Origin of the sequence: Bradyrhizobium sp. PMVTL-01, assembly GCF_051861855.1 — a bacterium.
Taxonomy (GTDB): Bacteria; Pseudomonadota; Alphaproteobacteria; order Rhizobiales; family Xanthobacteraceae; genus Bradyrhizobium.
The window spans coordinates 6,863,961-6,880,844 of record NZ_CP193982.1; the positions used below are offsets into that span (position 1 = coordinate 6,863,961).

The 16,884-nt window shown below is 60.4% G+C and carries 16 protein-coding genes and 2 pseudogenes; 11 read left to right on the plus strand and 7 right to left on the minus strand.

Annotated features, from left to right (window positions below):
- Nucleotides 1-119 precede the first annotated feature (119 nt).
- Nucleotides 120-875 (minus strand): class I SAM-dependent methyltransferase, encoded by a 756-nt coding sequence (locus ACRQ5Q_RS33175; protein WP_439394136.1) that lies wholly within the window; start codon nucleotides 873-875, stop codon nucleotides 120-122.
- A 382-nt stretch (nucleotides 876-1,257) separates the two neighbouring features.
- On the opposite strand from ACRQ5Q_RS33175, the gene ACRQ5Q_RS33180 reads away from it, so the two are divergent.
- Nucleotides 1,258-1,899, plus strand: a complete 642-nt coding sequence (locus ACRQ5Q_RS33180) for a class I SAM-dependent methyltransferase (protein ID WP_439394138.1) — start codon at nucleotides 1,258-1,260, stop codon at nucleotides 1,897-1,899.
- Between the two features lie 91 nt (nucleotides 1,900-1,990).
- Here the strand turns inward: ACRQ5Q_RS33180 and ACRQ5Q_RS33185 are convergent, their stop codons facing one another.
- Nucleotides 1,991-2,479, minus strand: a complete 489-nt coding sequence (locus tag ACRQ5Q_RS33185; protein WP_439394139.1) for a hypothetical protein — start codon at nucleotides 2,477-2,479, stop codon at nucleotides 1,991-1,993.
- A gap of 692 nt (nucleotides 2,480-3,171) precedes the next feature.
- Nucleotides 3,172-4,704: an undecaprenyl-phosphate glucose phosphotransferase gene (locus tag ACRQ5Q_RS33190; protein WP_439394141.1), complete on the minus strand. Its 1,533-nt coding sequence runs from the start codon at nucleotides 4,702-4,704 to the stop codon at nucleotides 3,172-3,174.
- A gap of 659 nt (nucleotides 4,705-5,363) precedes the next feature.
- On the opposite strand from ACRQ5Q_RS33190, the gene ACRQ5Q_RS33195 reads away from it, so the two are divergent.
- The gene (locus ACRQ5Q_RS33195; RefSeq protein ID WP_439394143.1) at nucleotides 5,364-5,753 is read left to right on the plus strand and encodes a hypothetical protein; all 390 of its coding nucleotides are present in this window, start codon (nucleotides 5,364-5,366) and stop codon (nucleotides 5,751-5,753) included.
- Nucleotides 5,754-6,023: 270 nt separating this feature from the next.
- Here ACRQ5Q_RS33195 and ACRQ5Q_RS33200 read toward each other — a convergent pair whose 3' ends face one another.
- On the minus strand, nucleotides 6,024-6,443 hold the full coding sequence (locus tag ACRQ5Q_RS33200; protein WP_439394144.1) for a hypothetical protein: 420 nt from the start codon (nucleotides 6,441-6,443) through the stop codon (nucleotides 6,024-6,026).
- 949 nt (nucleotides 6,444-7,392) lie between these two features.
- Nucleotides 7,393-7,548 (minus strand): hypothetical protein, encoded by a 156-nt coding sequence (locus ACRQ5Q_RS33205; RefSeq protein WP_439394146.1) that lies wholly within the window; start codon nucleotides 7,546-7,548, stop codon nucleotides 7,393-7,395.
- Between the two features lie 825 nt (nucleotides 7,549-8,373).
- Here ACRQ5Q_RS33205 and galE point away from each other — a divergent pair.
- The 6 genes and pseudogenes from galE (at nucleotide 8,374) to ACRQ5Q_RS33235 (ending at nucleotide 12,493) form a co-directional block, all read left to right on the plus strand.
- Nucleotides 8,374-9,332 (plus strand): annotated as a pseudogene (gene galE, locus ACRQ5Q_RS33210) (UDP-glucose 4-epimerase GalE).
- A gap of 333 nt (nucleotides 9,333-9,665) precedes the next feature.
- A complete protein-coding gene (locus ACRQ5Q_RS33215; RefSeq protein WP_439394148.1) occupies nucleotides 9,666-9,839 on the plus strand; it encodes a hypothetical protein in 174 nt (57 codons plus the stop codon).
- Nucleotides 9,840-10,120: 281 nt separating this feature from the next.
- Complete coding sequence (locus tag ACRQ5Q_RS33220) at nucleotides 10,121-10,600, plus strand: hypothetical protein (RefSeq protein WP_439399920.1); 480 nt, start codon at nucleotides 10,121-10,123, stop codon at nucleotides 10,598-10,600.
- Nucleotides 10,485-10,904, plus strand: coding sequence for an EAL domain-containing protein (locus tag ACRQ5Q_RS33225; protein WP_439394150.1), 420 nt, complete (start codon nucleotides 10,485-10,487; stop codon nucleotides 10,902-10,904). Before ACRQ5Q_RS33220 ends, ACRQ5Q_RS33225 begins: the two co-directional genes overlap by 116 nt.
- 217 nt (nucleotides 10,905-11,121) lie before the next feature.
- Nucleotides 11,122-11,256, plus strand: a pseudogene (locus ACRQ5Q_RS33230) (hypothetical protein); the annotation flags it as partial.
- Between the two features lie 868 nt (nucleotides 11,257-12,124).
- On the plus strand, nucleotides 12,125-12,493 hold the full coding sequence (locus ACRQ5Q_RS33235; protein ID WP_439394152.1) for a VanZ family protein: 369 nt from the start codon (nucleotides 12,125-12,127) through the stop codon (nucleotides 12,491-12,493).
- 22 nt (nucleotides 12,494-12,515) lie between these two features.
- Here ACRQ5Q_RS33235 and ACRQ5Q_RS33240 read toward each other — a convergent pair whose 3' ends face one another.
- Nucleotides 12,516-12,800 (minus strand): hypothetical protein, encoded by a 285-nt coding sequence (locus ACRQ5Q_RS33240; protein WP_439394154.1) that lies wholly within the window; start codon nucleotides 12,798-12,800, stop codon nucleotides 12,516-12,518.
- Between the two features lie 125 nt (nucleotides 12,801-12,925).
- On the minus strand, nucleotides 12,926-13,372 hold the full coding sequence (locus ACRQ5Q_RS33245; RefSeq protein WP_439373630.1) for a hypothetical protein: 447 nt from the start codon (nucleotides 13,370-13,372) through the stop codon (nucleotides 12,926-12,928).
- A gap of 208 nt (nucleotides 13,373-13,580) precedes the next feature.
- Here ACRQ5Q_RS33245 and ACRQ5Q_RS33250 point away from each other — a divergent pair, with 208 nt between their 5' ends.
- The 3 genes from ACRQ5Q_RS33250 (at nucleotide 13,581) to ACRQ5Q_RS33260 (ending at nucleotide 16,869) form a co-directional block, all read left to right on the plus strand.
- A complete protein-coding gene (locus ACRQ5Q_RS33250) occupies nucleotides 13,581-13,901 on the plus strand; it encodes a hypothetical protein (protein WP_439394156.1) in 321 nt (106 codons plus the stop codon).
- A gap of 129 nt (nucleotides 13,902-14,030) precedes the next feature.
- On the plus strand, nucleotides 14,031-14,699 hold the full coding sequence (locus tag ACRQ5Q_RS33255) for a hypothetical protein (protein ID WP_439394157.1): 669 nt from the start codon (nucleotides 14,031-14,033) through the stop codon (nucleotides 14,697-14,699).
- A gap of 19 nt (nucleotides 14,700-14,718) precedes the next feature.
- Nucleotides 14,719-16,869 carry a CHASE2 domain-containing protein gene (locus tag ACRQ5Q_RS33260; RefSeq protein WP_439394159.1) on the plus strand — a complete coding sequence of 717 codons (2,151 nt, stop codon included), beginning with the start codon at nucleotides 14,719-14,721 and terminating at the stop codon, nucleotides 16,867-16,869.
- Nucleotides 16,870-16,884: the final 15 nt, after the last annotated feature.

The window sequence follows — 16,884 nt, forward strand, 5'->3', positions numbered from 1 at the left end:
GGAACGTCTTTCGGCGAGACTTAATTTACTTTCCAGCGGGTTTTGCCCCGCAACTTGCCTACATATCCGGACTGTTCACGCGGCATTGATCGCGACGCTGAGAGCAACATCTTCTTGCTTCAAGGCCGGCTCGCTTTTTCAGCAATGATCAGTTGCGATGCGCCAAGAGCCCGAACGATTGGAACGTGCTCTGCGATCGAAAAGCACTTGCGGAGCAGCGGCACCATCGCTGCAATGCCCCGAGGCTGATAGCCACTGTTGTTTTCGAGGGTCTGCCACACGAAGCTTTGTGAGAGAACCTTGAAGCCGGACTTGGATACGAGGTCACGCAATTCGTGCGGCCAGTAGTTTCGTGCCCAAGGTTCGAGCGATGATGGCAGCAAGCTTAGAGGAAAGTACGGTAACAGGAAGGTCTTCAGCGCTCCCGTGCCTTTGCCCGTTTTATTCGAGATGAAGCCGTGCGTTTCGAAAGGATGGAAGCGATTAGGTGTGAAGAGAAACAGTTTTCCGTCGCCTTTCAGGACGCGGCGAAGTTCGGATAAGCTGCCGTGCTCGTCCGGAACGTGCTCCAAAACCTCATTGCACAGGATGGCATCGAAGGTCTCGTCTTCATAGTTCAGCCGAACGAGATCTCCTCGCCGCACGCGAGAATCCCCGGGATGTGCCTTCTCCCATCCCTCAACTTTGTCTGAATCAAATTCGACACCTTCGGCGCGTGCACCCTGCGCGCAAAGATACTCGACGTAGCCGCCGCCGCCGCAGCCCGCGTCTAATATCCTGGCATCGTAGAGCCGAATGTGCTCGGCGATAAGAGCCACTCGCTTTGCAACTGTGAGAGGTTTCACAGTATCACTTCCACCCGGCGCAACCTGCATGGTCTCGGAATTCCTTCGCCATCTATAATGATGCGATACAAACCTCTCGCCGGGCTATTAAAAACGTTCTGATAGACTGATGCAGGTTCCGAGCGGGAAACCTCGTCGAGTTTTTTCGACCTCGCGTCTGCCGCAACGACAAGGAAGGCGCGCTGACCTGCACTTTGAGGTGACGCCTCCGGCGAATTATCACCTTATTGAGTAACTGCCTTTGTTGAGAAGAACGGAAATCAGGCACTTTGGTGACTAGCGGCCTCAAGTTCATGCGAGCGTGCGAAATGAGTGCCAGGTTATCAGTTCGGCTGAATAGCTCAGGAGTTGAGCTTGCATCGAGCGGCCCCTCCGGGCATAACCCCGCATTGAACCATAAGAGTTATGGATAATGAACTACAATCGTCGCCACTACAGAAATCACTTCCGGCGCAGGCGATTTGCCCGATTTATCCGACTAGTGGACGAAATCATTGCACACAAAGGCAAATGCCACATCGCTGACGTCGGCGGAAGATGGGAACCGTGGGAAGCATTCAAGGACGAACTCATTCCGCGCAATGTTCGCATAACGGTGCTCGACCTCGAGAAGCATGAATTCTCGGATACGCGCTTCGACAGCGTTGTGGTTGATGCCCGTGACATGGCCGGGATCGACGATAATTCGTTCGATGTTGTCCATTCGAATTCGGTGATCGAGCACGTTGGTCGGTGGCCTGACCAAAAGCGAATGGCTCGCGAAATTTGCCGGATCGCGCCGCGGCATTTTGTGCAAACACCGAACTTCTGGTTCCCTATCGAGCCGCACTACAGATTGCCATTCATTCATTGGATGCCTGAAATAGTGCGATTAAAGATGGTCCAGACCTCAAAATGCGGGTTTTACCAAAAAGCTGCTAATGTTGACGAGGCTTATAGCATTATCGAGGATGCCCGACTTCTTGATGCCCAGTCGATGGCAGCATTGTTTCCTCAATCGAAGATTGTGCGCGAGAGGTTCGGGGTAACTAAATCGCTGCTAGCAATCCGGTAGATTCTTGCTCTTAAAGTTCATTCGATTTGCGTAGCAATTTAACTGGACCGGGGGCTTGTCAGAATGGACCCGGATTAGTCACCCGCGTTTTCTACTTTAGGAAATCACGTATCCACCGCGCGCTCGCCTTCTTACTCGACTCCCGATGGCGCGGCCTCGCCAGGTCGTCGATCCTCTTATCCACCCGGCAGCGTAGTTGCCAAGCACGGATTTCCTGTCGGATGGCCTTCGTCGCGGCATTGCTGACACCGGGGCTGAAGTTGACGAAGTGCTTCTCCCAACGGTTCTTCGACCGACGGGCGCGGAACGTGTAGCGCAAAGAGTCGAATTTCTGTTCAGGATAATCACCTCGCCGGTCGTCATCCTTACAATAGACGATCTTCGTCTTGTCTGGATGAAGTTCCAATCCGCATTCGGCAAAACGCTTCGCAAGCGTCTCCTTCAGTTCTTGTGCCTGCCGCTCACGCAATGGCAGGAATATCATCGGCATAACGCCCGAACGGATGCTCGGATGATTTCTTCGCATCCACATGTAGAACGCATAGCGGAGAAAGAGATTCGCTATCAGCGGCGATACCACCGAGCCCTGCGGCGTGCCCTTCTCTGGGGGTTCAGGGTGCCGTCTTCCAGTTGAACGGGAGCTTTAAGCCACCGTTCAATGTACAACAACGCCCAAGCGCAGTCCGTGTGCTTCCGAATCGCCTTGAGCAAAAGCTCATGCGATATCGAGTCAAAATGTGTCCGAATGTCGAGATCGATCACGAAGGGATGCCGCTAGCATCGCTGGCGAGCAACCCCAACGCCATCGAGCGCCAATTTTTGGGCCGATATTCGATCGAGTCTGGATGAAAGTGTCTTCCAAATCCGGCTCCAGATATCCTTTGACGACTGCTTGAGCAACGTGATCCGACAACCGTGGGAATTCCTAGCGGCCTCTTCCCGCCGTCGCGCTTGTCGATCTGCACACGCTTGACCGGATGGAAAGTAGCTGTCCGAAGACATTCGATTCCAGAGCTTGTACAGTTGCTCTGCAACTGCCTCGAACGCCTCGATCGACTGCTGGTCCACACCGGCTGCGCCCCGGTTTGCTCTAACCTATTTTGTACGCCTCCCAAGCGCAGCGCGTGGGGATGTCATACGGCTTTGCTTGACCAAAAAGAGTCCTCCGTTTCCGGTTCTTCTCCCAATCAAGCGGAACAGTGCCGTGCCTCCGCTCCGACCCGTCACTACTACACACGGCCCCGTCCCTGCATAAGTTGCAGGCGGAAGCTCCTAATAGGCGTTCTGCTGTCGGAAGAGGGCAAGGCCGGTCAGAAGAACAATCTTTAGATCCAACGCTAGGCTCCAGTTGTTGATGTACCAGAGATCACAATCTACCCGGCCCTTCATCTGCTCAACGCGTGCCGTCTCTCCCCGAAAGCCGTTGACCTGCGCCCAGCCGGTAATACCTGGTTTGACGTGATGGCGGAACGCGTAGGCCGAAAGCAGGTCGCCATAGTAATCGTCATGTGCCAGCGCGTGCGGACGGGGACCCACCAGGGACATGTCGCCAAAGAGAACGTTGAGCAATTGCGGCACCTCATCAAGGCTCGACTTCCGTAGTATCCGGCCGACCCTGGTTACGCGCGGATCGAATCTCTTCGCCTGCACGACGGCCGCCCCATCCTCCATCACGGTCATGGTCCGAAACTTGAAGATTGGAAACTGCTTGGCGTTAAAGCCATTGCGCCGCTGTCGAAAAAACACCGGCCCCGGCGAATCGACCTTGATCGCAATCGCACTCAGCAGCATGAGCGGCATAAGGACGATGAGCCCGAGCATTGCGCCCACCACATCGACGCAACGCTTCAACAGCTGCTCGGCGCGCGAGAGTGGGCCGCGCTGGATTTCAATCGACAAGGACTTGCGCAGACGGAAAGAGGGATTTTTTCCGAGCGAACGGATGCGACCATCCGGGAGCAGCTGCACCGGCAGCGGCGAACTCCTCAAGCGATCGCGCACCAGCTCGAGCTTGCGGGTATCGCGCCAGGAAAGCGCGAGCACGATCTCATCCGCGCCCCGCTCGCGCGCAATGGCCAGCGACCTCTCCAGCGACGCCGACTCGTCCTCCGTCATCGCGAAGCGGTTGTTGCGATCACTTGGGAACACGACACGTTCGATTTCCGTGAGGCCGAACCGCTCCAGGAGATCCTCGACGCCAAGCGTCGCGAGCTCGTTGCGCGTTCCCAGGACGATCGCGCGGCGTCCCTGGACCTGACCTTGCGTCACCGCGGCGGCAACAAAAAGCGTGGAGATGCGTCGCGAGAGCAGAAGCAGGAAAGGTGCCAGCAGACTGAAGCAGATGATCGAACCGCGGGAGAAGGAGGCGCCGGTTTTCATCAGGAAGGCGAGCAGCGTGAGTAAGAGACTGACTATCGACCATTGCGTGACAATACGGCCAGCGTCCCTTTTCCGCTTCGAGAACGCAACGCGCAGATCATAGAAGCCCTCCCTCTGGCCGATCAGCACGTAAAGCAGGGCGGAGATGAGGCCGGCGCCCAGCAGCTGGTCAATGTTTCTGAAGTCGCCGTTCGCAACAAGCTGGTAGAGGCCACCACCCACCAGGCTGGACAACATGATCACGGACCCGTCCACAAGCGCCAACACATGTTGCAGGGCCGAGTACGGAATCTTAATGTTCAGGCGGGTTCGATGAGCGTTGGGCAGGCGCGGTGGATGCGTGTCCGTTTCGGCAGGCTCAGGTGCCAATTGCCTTTCCGGCGCAGCCGCGCGCCCGCTCCGTTCAGTCGAATTCCGAGGGACCAAGATCGCCTCCTGCTGTGGATGAGCAACGTGAAATTTACTGGCGTGAAGAAAACAACGTTAAAATGCAAAAATGTGCAGTGCATCAAGGTTTAACGGTATTTTAGTTCGCAAAGGAAGAAGCGAATCGTCAAGAGCAGAGAGATCACGAAACTTCAAATCGATACGATAATAGTGATGCACCGCTGCGTTCTCCCATATCTAGCTGATGGTGGCGTTCTGTTTCTCGGCACCGCCGAAACGATGCAGTCCCGCTGCAGAATTGCGTGCCGGGCACCGGTACTGCAGGCCACAAAGCCGCGATGACGAGTCTCGCAGGAGCTGAATGCATCGAATCAATCGACGCCATTCGAGGAGGGATGGCGTTTGGTCAGGACTAAAAAGCCCGGCGGCGGTAGTTGCGGCATGCGCGCGCTGATACCGCGAAATCGGACATCAATTTGGCAGGCGTAAGCTTGCGTTCATCTTGCTGAACTCGCATAGAGTTCGAAGGTTCCGGGCAATCCTATTGCCACAGGCAGCCTGAAAGGGTTGGGCCGTGCCATGACCGTGGTTGCGCGCCTCGCGAGATCATCCGATCAGACGCTTCAGGATTTCTAGGCGTTATTGCGAACTGTTTCTTAGGGAATCCCGGTGAAAGAGTGGCGGTCGGGAGACAGCAGGTGCTTCTAGTCGCCATCTTTTCATTTCTCGTGGGCGCAGTTCTCGCAGGGGCCTTTCGCGTCTGGATCATCGTGCCAACTACTCTGCTTGGGGTCACCCTCGCGGTCACCGTCGAGCTGGCACATGAAGGCCGTTTCGCGTCAGCAATCGGGCATGTGCTGCTGATTGGAGCCCTACCGCAATTCGGGTACGCCTTCGGCCTGTTCGCAGTTCACATGCTCGTGGTGCTGCGAGCCCCTTGGCCAACGGTTCGCGAAGCGCGTCAGTCGCCTCCTTGTACCGGCAGCGATCAATTAAGCGTGCATTCCCGCAATGGCGGATTGGGTAGCATTGCTGGCTCCATCGAGTATGCCGAGGGCGATGTCTCCGATGGCTCAATGGGCAGATGACTTTGGCGGATTGCGCCGGCGATGTCGGCGAACGAGTTCGCTCATTTTGCCTCATCGGCTAACTTCGGTATTCTGTATGCCGGCTTGACTCCGCCGAATTCCAGCATGAACTTTCAGCGAATGGCACACTGATTGTCGCCGCAATGGCACGCAACGGAACTGCGCAGGCTGCAGCTAGTCGCAGAGATGACTCGGAAACCAGAATCGCCATCCAACCGAACGCGAGATGGTTCATGCGACCGCGAGTGCATCAAGCATTGGAATTGAAGTCTAATTGCTGGTGATTGGCGCCACGATCTCCGGAAACCGGCCCAGCATCGCCGCCTTCACGAACTTGAAATGAGCGATCGAGGAAGAGAGCTCCTTGAGCCTTCGCTGGCCGTTCTGGATCTCCTTATCGAACAGATCCTGGTGATGACTGTCCAAGGCCTCGCGCTCGAGGTACTCATCATCGCCATTGCCGATGGTCACCGCGGCGCGCGCCAGCACGTCCTCAACGCGGCGGTTCAGGCCGTCCTGCTCGCGCTCGGCCGCCTGCAAGGCGTTCTCGATGGCGCCCATGATGGCTTGGATGCGTGCTCGGTCAGTCTCTGCGTCCCGCTCAGGTGAGCGCGCACGAAACACCTGCTCGCCGTCCAGGCGATCTCTGAGAAAACTGTGGGAACGAGCCCGCGAGAACAACTGGAACATGCGTGCATTTTCCGGTTTGAGGCGCCAGACCAGAAAATGGGTCCGACGTGGTTAATAAAGGCTAAAGCTGCCGCCCTGCTCCGCCCGGTTTTGCGCCAACGAGGCCTTCCAGGCGTCGTCGAGCTTAACGTAGAGCTCCCGCCAGCGCTCTTCGCCGCCCGCCACCCGTAGGCCATTTCGTCCGAAGCCTGCCCACTATCTCGTGCAGGGCGGTCTGGCCGTCCAGGCGCTCGAACTCCATCGTTTCCTCGGGCGTGAGTCCGATCAGCACACGCCGGCCCACCTCATCGACAAAATATCTGCGCGGGGCGTGGTTCCTCAGGCTAGTCGGCGCACCCCCTCCTTCAATCCAGGGGCCCGTCAACCTGTCGAACGTCGACGATAGGCCCTGACAAAAAGCGGAGCGGCCACCAAGGGCACGACCAGGGCAATCAGCCAGATCATCACGCAAGACCCCAATCAATGCAATACAAACGGCAATCATTTGCTTTGCAAAATTCGCGCGCAACCTAGCTACCGAGTGCCGACCGTGCAACGGCGGATATGGCTTAGCCTAACCAAATATGGTTATTCCCGATGATTGTCTCGCATCACGCGACTCCTAAGTGCAACTCTTCAGAATGCCCCGTCGGGTGCTGGTCAGCGGAGCTGCCGGGCGAGAGCCGGGGGGACTATAGGACGCATACAGACCCCCGCGCTCACGGCGCTTGCGCGACCGCCAAGCGCGCATCGCGTAACTAAGACCGAAACCAGCGAAGAAGATCGAGAGCAGGATCAGCACGGGCGCCATCGTAATCTTTCCATTTGCGGAATGTTTCGATCTTCCCGGATGCCCTCTTGATTGTCGCCATTCTCATCGTCGTTATGAAACATCATGATGAACGACGCCGAATTTTGTTGCCAGCTTAAGAAATTTGGGCGCTGCTCGCGCGGCGAGCGCCGATTCTCATCAACCAAGGAACCAGAGGCACAATTTCACCAGCAACAGCGTGATGAAATAGACCCAGCCTGCCATCGCAATAAGCATTACGCCGAAAAATGCGCCTTCGAATGCCCGCTCACTGATCTTTGTAAGCGGCAATGCCGTTAGAGCTTTCTGCAGCATGTCGGTCTTCGCGTTGTTGTTTGCGCAAAACATAGCAGAACGAATTCGACGATCTCGTGACGCAAGTTATACTGCACAAGATTCAACGCGCGGCCGGTGCGCAATTAGATTTGATGTTTCATTCTGACTTGTTGCGGGAACAATTTCGATGCGAATAGGTTGTCGCCATCTTACAGAACGCAAAGGCGACGACAGAACTCACGCGCTTGCGTAGCGCAGAGCAACAGGAACGAACTCCGCCGTCTCGCCGTCCGAACCAGACCTGCCCTGGAAAACGAACATCCCTTTATCCGTCGACACGACATCCACGTCGAAGCGCATCGTCGTTGAGCACGCGCTGGGTCGCTATTTTTTTGGCCGAATCGGGCGGGATCGCGGCCTGTAGCGGCGCCTGCAGCTTCCAGTCCGCTCGCGCCTAGTCCGCGCGCTTGCGCGCCTCGGAGATGCGGCGCTGCCAATCCTGGCGGGACGTCAAACTGTCCGGCGATGGAGCACTCTCGGCATCCACCGCATCCCCCGAAAGGGCTGGTGCCTGGCAAATCCCTCTCCGCCGCCGGCGAGCGTGCCTAGCACGAGCACGAGCACGAGCATGAGCATGAGCATGAGCATGAGCATGCCACAATGAGTTCGTTTCGCGCCATCGATCGACGTCTGCGGTCCGGAATATCCAGCCAATTTACGCCTTACCCATTCAGCTTCATCAGCCAGCTGGAACGAAGCCCATATGCTGTCAACCAGCGAGGGTTGAGACTAGCGGACACGGCCTATGCGCACTCTCAATGGCCTGATCCAGACTGACGGTTCTTCCCGTGCCATGGAGTTGAAATGACCAACCGACCGACTGTGCTCGTCACAGGAGGCGCCGGCTATATCGGCTCGCACGCCTGCCGCGGGCTCGCTGCTGCCGGCTACCAGCCCATCGTCTGCGACAATCTCTCCACGGGTCATCGCGCGCTTCGTATCTAGCCCGCTCATCATCGGTGACCTTCTGGTCGAGGCAACGCTTGCGAGGGCCTTCGCCGATCAGACTATTTCAGCCGTGATGCATTTTGCAGCCGCGAGCCTCGTTGGCGTGTCGGTCACTGACCCGCAGAAGTACTACATCAACAATGTGCAGGGCACGCTGTCGCTGCTGAAGGTCATGCGCAATGCCGGCTGCCATCGCATCGTGACTAACGGCAATGCTGATAGCAAGGCGCTGCCGGAAAATTTCACCTGCGCACCATCAACCCCTACGGCGCATCGAAATGGATGATCGAGCGCATGATCGCCGACTATCGCTCCGCCTGTGACTTCGCGCGTTCTGCCTGCGCTATTTCGATGCCAGCGGGGCTGATCCCGCTGGCGGCATCGGCGAGTTGCGCGACAACGAGACGCATCTCATCCCCCGCGCCATGATGGCGCTACAGGGACATGTCGGCGACTTCGCTGTCTTCGGCGACGACTACGACACGCCCGACGGCACCCCGATCCGCGACTACATCCATGTCACCGATCTTGCCGCCCCGCATGTCGCGGCCTTGAGGCTGCGGCTCGAAGGCATGCCGGCGGCAGCTTCAATCTCGGCACCGGCGCAGGCTTTTCGGTGCGCGAGATCTTCTCCGCAATCAAGCAGGAGACCGGGCGCGGAGGTCCCCCACGTCGTCAAGCCACGGCGGCCGGGCGACCCGACTTATCTTGTCGCCGATCCTTCCGCAGCACGCGACGTTCTGGGCTTTAAGCCACGCCAATCCGATCTGCCCACGATCATACGCCGGGGCTTGGCACCAAGCGGCATCCGCTGAAGCTGAAGTGACCCGGCGCGGTTGCGATCTGCCGAGCCAGAACAAGATCCGTGTGGGCAGCACCTCGCTCCGCAGACAACGGCGCCCACGCGATCGGCCTCGGCTAGCCAAACTCCCGTGTTTGTACGGTGCCACACGCGCTGATTTCGTTGCCGGTAAGGTTGAGCAGTTAGCTTAATCCGCGGTCTTTGTTGCGAGTTTTCGCCAATCGCTTATCCCTCTTAGCACCGGGCTTCCCCAAGGCCCGGCCCCACCCAAGCAAAGCCGCCGAGCGAACATGGGTCGCTTGGCGGCTTTGTCGTTGTGTTGACGCTTTAGAGGATCGTTTTCGTCATGCCCCGCAAGACCTGGTCGTTCAAGGAAGACCGCCGGTTAATGGAGCTAGCCAAGTCGTCAGTTACGCTGGAAGAGGCGGCGAAGCAGCTGGGACGGTCGCCCGACGCAATCAAGCGCATGGCGTTGCGACTTGGTCTGTCGCTCAAGTCCAAGAGCGCCAAGAAGAACTGAGGCCGGCAGGCCGACTCTGGAACAGCTGCGCGATTGAGCTCGATCTTGGAGTGTTGGCCGGTTTGAACGGCGCGCTTAAACCTTATCTTAGCGCCTCGGAGGGTGGGATTCGAGTTATCCTTTCTTAACCCCTCGCAGGCCGATGAGACCAGCGCGGCCACCCGTCTCGCGCGCTGCGCTCGTGCTCTCGAGCACGCTGCTCTTTGGCCGCGGGCCACCTTGCTGCGACGAGCTTCATCCGCCATCAGCAGGCGCCCCAGCTCGACGAATTGACCGAGGTGGTGCTGTGCCGTTCCGAGTTCGCGATCGACTTTGCCGCTGCGAGCCTCGACGAGCTCGCGGGCCGCGGACTTGCCGATTGCAGCCCTGCTTGGCTCCAGGCGATCCACCTCCACGTCTACCAGCGCTCCGCGGTCAAGGACGTCCGCCTCGTCAATGCCGACGGCTCGGTGATTTGCTCGGCCTATTCGGAGACGCTAGAATTCGACAAGGGTTGGGTCGACCGACGAGACATGCTGGGGTCACGCGATGTGGGACTGCTGCTGTTCCGCGTCGAGCAGTTCGGCGGCGACGCGCTCGGCGTGCTCCGGAACATCGACCGCAGTAAGGCGCGATCCTGGTGTCAATTCCAGCCTGTTCGATATCATGCCGGCCGAGCTGCGCGCGCACAGCGAGGTGCTGCTCGCGCTGAGCAATGGGGAGAAGCTGGGTGCGTTCATGCTCGATGGCGACAAGGCCCTGCGCAAAGCCACCGATTTTGACAAGAGCTCGGTGCGCTATCCGCTTCGCACCACCATTCGCGTCGAGCGCGCAGTGCTGTCGACGTGGAATTCGGAAGTCTTTTGGCCGGCCATGGCCCTCGCTCTCGCGCTCGGCGTCCTGTTCGGCATCCTCTTGTCCAGAACCTGGGGCATCGAGGGACCGGTCGCCGATCTCGACCGCGCGCTCGCGCGCGGCGAGTTCAAGCCGTATTTCCAGCCGATCTTCGCGCTGCGCACGGGCCGGATCATTGGCTGCGAGATCCTGGTGCGCTGGCTGCGCGAGGACGGCTCGGTCCGCCGATGAATTTCGTTCCGCTTGCCGAATCCAGCGGACGCATCCAGGGCATTACCTCGCAGATCCTGGGCAGCGCGCTTTCGACGTGCAGCCGCATCTGAAGGCGGACAAGGACTTCAGCTGTCGCTCAACGTGGTGCCAAAACACCTGTTGAGCGCCGGCTTCGTCGACACTGCGCATCAAGGTCCTGGCGGCAAAGGTCTCGGCGCGGCAGATCGTGGTCGAGGTGACCGAACGCGATGATCTCGACGATCTCGCACGCGCGGCATCCGTGGTGCGCGAGCTGCGCGACTATGGCTTCCGCGTCGCCATCGACGATGTTGACGTCGGCCACAGCGGCCCGTCGCGCCTGAAGAGATTGGGCGCCAACACCATCAAGATCGACAAGTTCCTCGTCGATACTATCACGGTGGATGCGTCGACAACGACCCGTCGAGATGCTGGTCGAGCTCGCGCGCGACCTGCACATGACGGTGGTCGCCGAAGGCATGGAGACCGAGGAGCAGGTCCGCGCGCTGATCCTGCGGCGTTGAGGAAGGCCAAGGCTATCTGGTTGCAGCGCCCCTGTCCTTCGACCTGCTCGACACGCGCCCGTCGATCTCCGCCAATCAGCAGCGGTGCTGGTCGCTTGAAATAAGTTCGACACAACACGAGCCCTACGGCAGTGCCGGTACGTATCCAATTGGCCTCACACCGGAACGGGTGTTCCAGGAGACCCGGCCGGTCTTCGTAGCGCTCGCAGCAAGGATCGCCGCGTTTGACCAGTGCAAATTCGCTCAGCGGGGTGAAACATTGTTGAAGTGAGTACTGGTCGCCGTACGGAGGCGGTGAACGGAAGCAAATCTTCACACCGAGCGGCACCTAATACTCCTTGCCCCCGATGGTATAGATGCATGGATCGGTTTTGGGCTGCGGCGCCTCTCTTGCGCGCGAGCCGCAACGGGAAGGAGGAGCACGGACAAAGCAATGGCGAACATGCGCATAGGGAGCCCCCTCGAGTTACCCTTTGCTGTTGCATTCTAGGGCCACATCCGCGGGCTTCGCAACGTAGAAAGCATTCGGCAGGGGTAGCGGTTAAGGATGAAAACCGATCACGGATGGCTTATGGCACGAGCAAGTCCGGCGCGCATGCCGCAGCGCGGGTCAGGACGTGTGCCTCGAAGAGCACGACATTAACGATGTCCTCAACTTCCTCCGAGGCAAGACTATCGTTGCTTTAAGATGGCCTCATGACCCGGAACAAGCTCATCGCCGCAACGGGCCTTTGCCTCGCGCTCATCGTCTACGCGGCCCTCGCCAAGCTCGCGGGCAGGCCGGTGCTCGTGGGCCACGCGGAGGCCTATTGGGTCGTCGTCATCGAGCGCTTCAGCGCCTATGGCCTGTTGGGCTTCCTTCTGTCCTTCCTGTTGCCCGGGCGGCTCAGGCTGGCTTGCATGTTCGTGCTGGCCGTCGCGATCGGAGTTGAAATTCTGCAAGCAGTCACGCCGGATCGTGACCCGCGGCTCATAGATGTGCTGCTGAAGGCCGCCGGCGGCCCCGTCGGCGTTCTTCTGGCCCAAACCACCCTGGCTTTCCTGCCGTGGCCGCGGGCCTCCTGAAGCGGCCAGTGGCGCGACGGAGCTACGCCACGCCGCGCCTGAGGCTGTCCTGTTCAGTCGCGAGAACACCGGACATCCGTCGATGGGTCTCGCGCAGCGCCGCGATTGCATCGTCGAGAGCAAAGTCGGGTTCGCGAACGGTCTCGAAGAACCGGGCCATCAATGCGGGGCTCAGCTTGACGCGGGTGTTCCCGTCGCGGCTCTTGCGGCGGTCGAGCGACAGATGCAGCGCCAGCAGCCGCGCTTCGGCAGCGCTGCAGCCGTTGAGTGTCGCGAGTTCGTCATATGTCATCCAGATCTGAGGCATGTCCCTGTCCGCCTTTTGGTATGGGCCTCAACCTAGACGTCACCTCTAAAAGCAGAGTTGCTGCAGTAAAGGCTCACGATGCTTTCGCGCCAACAGCGTCAATGCAAAGCTAAGACACCGGAGCTTCAGGACAGGGGAGTCTTGGTCGGCGTGAACCGAGGGCGTGGCCGGCCCCGGTTGTCGAGGCCCTTCGGCAGCTTGTCGGCATTGAGCTTCACCACCGCGCATCGGGCGTCGGAGGCCGGCGCATTCTCCTGGCTGTAGATCAGCGTCGCCTCGAATTTCACGTCGGGTGCTTCCCTGGCCGTTCCCGTGCAGGTCGCCAGCAGGCCGTTGCATACACCCGAGAGATCGACCTCGACCCGGTCCGGCCCGAACACGTTCGGCGGACCATCGGAGTGCCGGTTCACGGTCAAGACCGCCGAGAAGCGCTCGTCATCGACCCGGTACGAGCCGCCATAGGTGAAGAAGCTGTCGCTGCCTGAAATCCGGCCGTCGGTGAGGTCCACCAGGCCGGTGCCCTGACCACGCGGGGTCCTGAACCAGGCAGCATACTTGCCGTCTCTCAACATACGGAATTTCTCGCCGTGATTTTGACCGAGGTATTTGCAACCAACTCCGGGGCGCGACAATGACCAAACCGCCGCCGCTAACGCCAAGGTTAACGCCCTCGAAACCCGATCCGTCGAATTGCTGCCGAGGCGTGCGGTGGCGGCGCCGAGATCTCGACCGCCTCGAGGCGCCGCTCGATGCAAGCCCAAGCGTCTGCAAGAATTCGCGGTGGACGTCGCGTTCGCGTTCCAGCGTGTAGCACGCAAAGAGATCGTCGAGGTTGGCCTCGTCCTGCGGCTGCGGCCGCCGCGCGCCCGCGCTCACGCGCTCGAGGCGCGCCGCAACAGCAGGCACGCCGCCGAGCCTTCGGCAAGCCTGGTCATCAGGCGCGGCGAATTCATCAGGCCTTCGAATTCGGCGCCCTCGTCGACGAGCCGGCTGAAGGCGGTCCGGCCGAGGACCGTTCACCCGCGGCCGTGCCAGCCGCCTGACATTATCCATTCGGCCAACAGCTTGCCGCGGCGCCGTTTTCTCCGGTCGCCGGGTTGAACCTGTTCCTGCTAAGGTGGCACCAAGATTAAAGAGTGATTCTGGTCACACGTGCCTGGGCGGGCCGCTACTAAGCATCGGATCGGGGCACGACCGGCACAGCATCGGTCGAATTGGATGAGAATACCCATGAAAAGCCTGATCGGCGCCGTTGCCGGCGCGTTCTGTGTTGCGGCCCCCGCTTTGGCGGAGACCCCGGCTGCAATCGTCGAGGACGTCCAGGGCAAGGTCGACGGCATCGCGTTCATGGACTACGTGGCGGCGGGCAAGATCATCAAGCTCGGGCCCAAGGCGAGCATCACGCTCAGCTACCTGAAATCCTGCCAGCGCGAGACCATCAGTGAGGGCGTGGTGCTGGTCGGCGCCGAGCAGAGCACCGTGCAGCTCGGCGAGGTCAAGCGCGAGAAGGTGCCCTGCGACACCAATGCGGCAAAGCTGTCCGAGCGCGAGGCCAACCAGAGCGCCGCGACCACCTTCCGCACGATGCGCTCGGATGCCACGGGCGCCCCGGCCAAGCTGCCGACGCTCTACGGCACGGCCCCCCTGGTACAGGCCAAGAGCGGCAGCACGCTGGTGATCGAGCGCACCGACGGCAAGGAACCCACCATCACAGTGCCGCTCAAGAACGAGGTCATGGTTGGCGGCAAATTCTATGACTTCGCCAAGGCCGGGAAGTCGCTGACCCCCGGCGGCAGCTATCTCGCCATCCTCGGCGCCAAGCGCTACGCCTTCCAGATCGATGCCGGCGCCACGTCGTCGCCGACGCCGATCGTCGGCCGCCTGCTGCGGCTCGAATAGGCGGCTCTGCGAAGGCGCGATGCGGCGGATCGGCAGGCGGGACATCGTTGCGGCGATCCTGATTGCGCTCCTTGCGGGCGCGGTCTTCACGTCACCACCGCTTCAGGCGCTGCAAGGTCTCTCGCTCGACATCCTCACGGCGCTGCGCGGCAAGCTCGCCCCCGACCGCCGTGATCCCGCGACGTCGCCGGTCGTGGTGGTGGCGATCGACGGGGAGACGTATGAGACCCCGCCCTTCAAGGGATCGCCGACCCAGACCTGGACGCGCGAGATCGGCCGCGTGCTCGGCGGCATCACCGAGGGCGGCGCCAAGGTGATCGGCTTCGACGTCATCTTTCCGAGCTCGATCGAGCAATCGGAAATTCCCTTTGGCGAGGCGTCGTTCGGCAGCCGCGTAAGGGGATTTGACCGGGACTATCTGATTGCACTCAGGCGACTCTCCGACAGCGGCAAGCTCGTGCTCGGCGAAATCCTGAGCAACGATCATCCGGACAGACCCGATCGCGCCCAGCAGGTCGCCGTGAAATCGAATATCCGCGCCCTCAACGTCCATACCGACGGTGACGACGTGATCCGGCGGATGCCGTTGAGCTTTTCCATCGATGGCCAACCCGTGCCTGCGATGGCCGTCGAACTCGCCGCGCGCGCGCTCGGTGCGAAGCCTGAGACCGGGCCGGCCGGCGTGACGAACTTATTCGACTACGCGATCCCAAGCGCGGTCCCCAACACGCTCACGCTCAATTTCCGCGGCATGGGCCGCGACGTCCCTACCTATTCCTTCGCGGATTTGCGCGCCTGTGTCGAGAAGGGAGACACCGACTTCTTTCGTCGCGCCTTCGACGGGAAGATCGTGCTGCTCGGCAGCATCCTCACCTTCGACGATCGCAAGCTCACCTCGATGCGCCTGGCTGCCGGATACGATGGAACACCCGGGCCACGATGCGCCCTGCCCGCGCCTGCGACCAGCGCGCAACAAACCCGCAGCGCAGTCGCCGGCGTCTTCGTCCACGCCACAGTCGTGCGGAATCTGCTCGAGCATGATGCCGTCACCGAGCTCGGCTCGCCGTGGCGACCGATCCTCACAATGCTGTTCGCCGCTATCGTTGCCGGTGCCGCCTGTCTGCTCGCTCCGACCGGTGCAGCGATCACCTGGCTTTCGCTCACCATTGCCTACGCCATCGTCGCCGTCAGCACATTCGCGCATGCCATCGCGCTTCCGCTGACCGAACCCGTACTTGCCGGCCTCGCCGCGCTCGCCATGATGATCGGCTATCGCTTCGTGCTGGCCGATCGCGACGAGCGTTTCCTGCGCAAGAGCTTTGCCCTCTATCTCGCGCCCGAGGTCATCGACACCATGGTCACCTCCGGCAAGATGCCGGCGCTCGGCGGCGAGATGCGCAACGTCACCATGTTCTTCTCCGATCTCAGCGGCTTCTCCTCGATCGCGGAGACGATGACACCGGGCGAACTGGTCACGCTGATGAACGAATATCTCTCCGCCATGACCGACATCATCGAGGGCCATGGCGGCTACGTCGACAAATATATCGGCGATTCCATCGTCGCCATGTTCGGCGCACCCGCCGACGATCCTGCCCACGCCCGCAACGCGGTTCGCGCGGCGCTGAAGTGCCACGAGAAGCTCGCTGAGCTCAATGCCGGCAACCCCGCCTTCGCCGGCCACGGCCTGTCGCACCGCATCGGACTCAACAGCGGCGAAGCCGTGGTCGGCAATATCGGCTCCCGCCGCCGTTTCAACTACACCGTGATGAGCGACACCGTGAACGTCGCCTCGCGGCTCGAAGGCGCAAACAAATATTACGGCACCGCGATCATGGCCTCGGAAGCGACGGCCGCGCAGACCGGCGACTCTTTCGCCTGGCGCGAGCTGGACGCGATCAGGGTGATGGGCCGCGGCGAGGCGATCCGGGTGTTCGAGCCGCTGGCCGAGAGGGGCGCGGAGAGCGCCGCGCAGGCGAAGGTGGCGGCCACGTATGCGGAAGGGCTGGCCTGCTGGCGGGCAAGGGAGTTTGCGAAGGCAGCCGATGCGTTCGACGGCGGAGCAAAGATCGATCCGGCCGCGGCACTGTTCGCCAAGCGTGCAAGGGCGCTTGCCGCAAGTCCGCCACCTCCGGATTGGACGCCGGTCAATACGCTGGAAGGGAAGTAGCGCAGCGATTCAAGC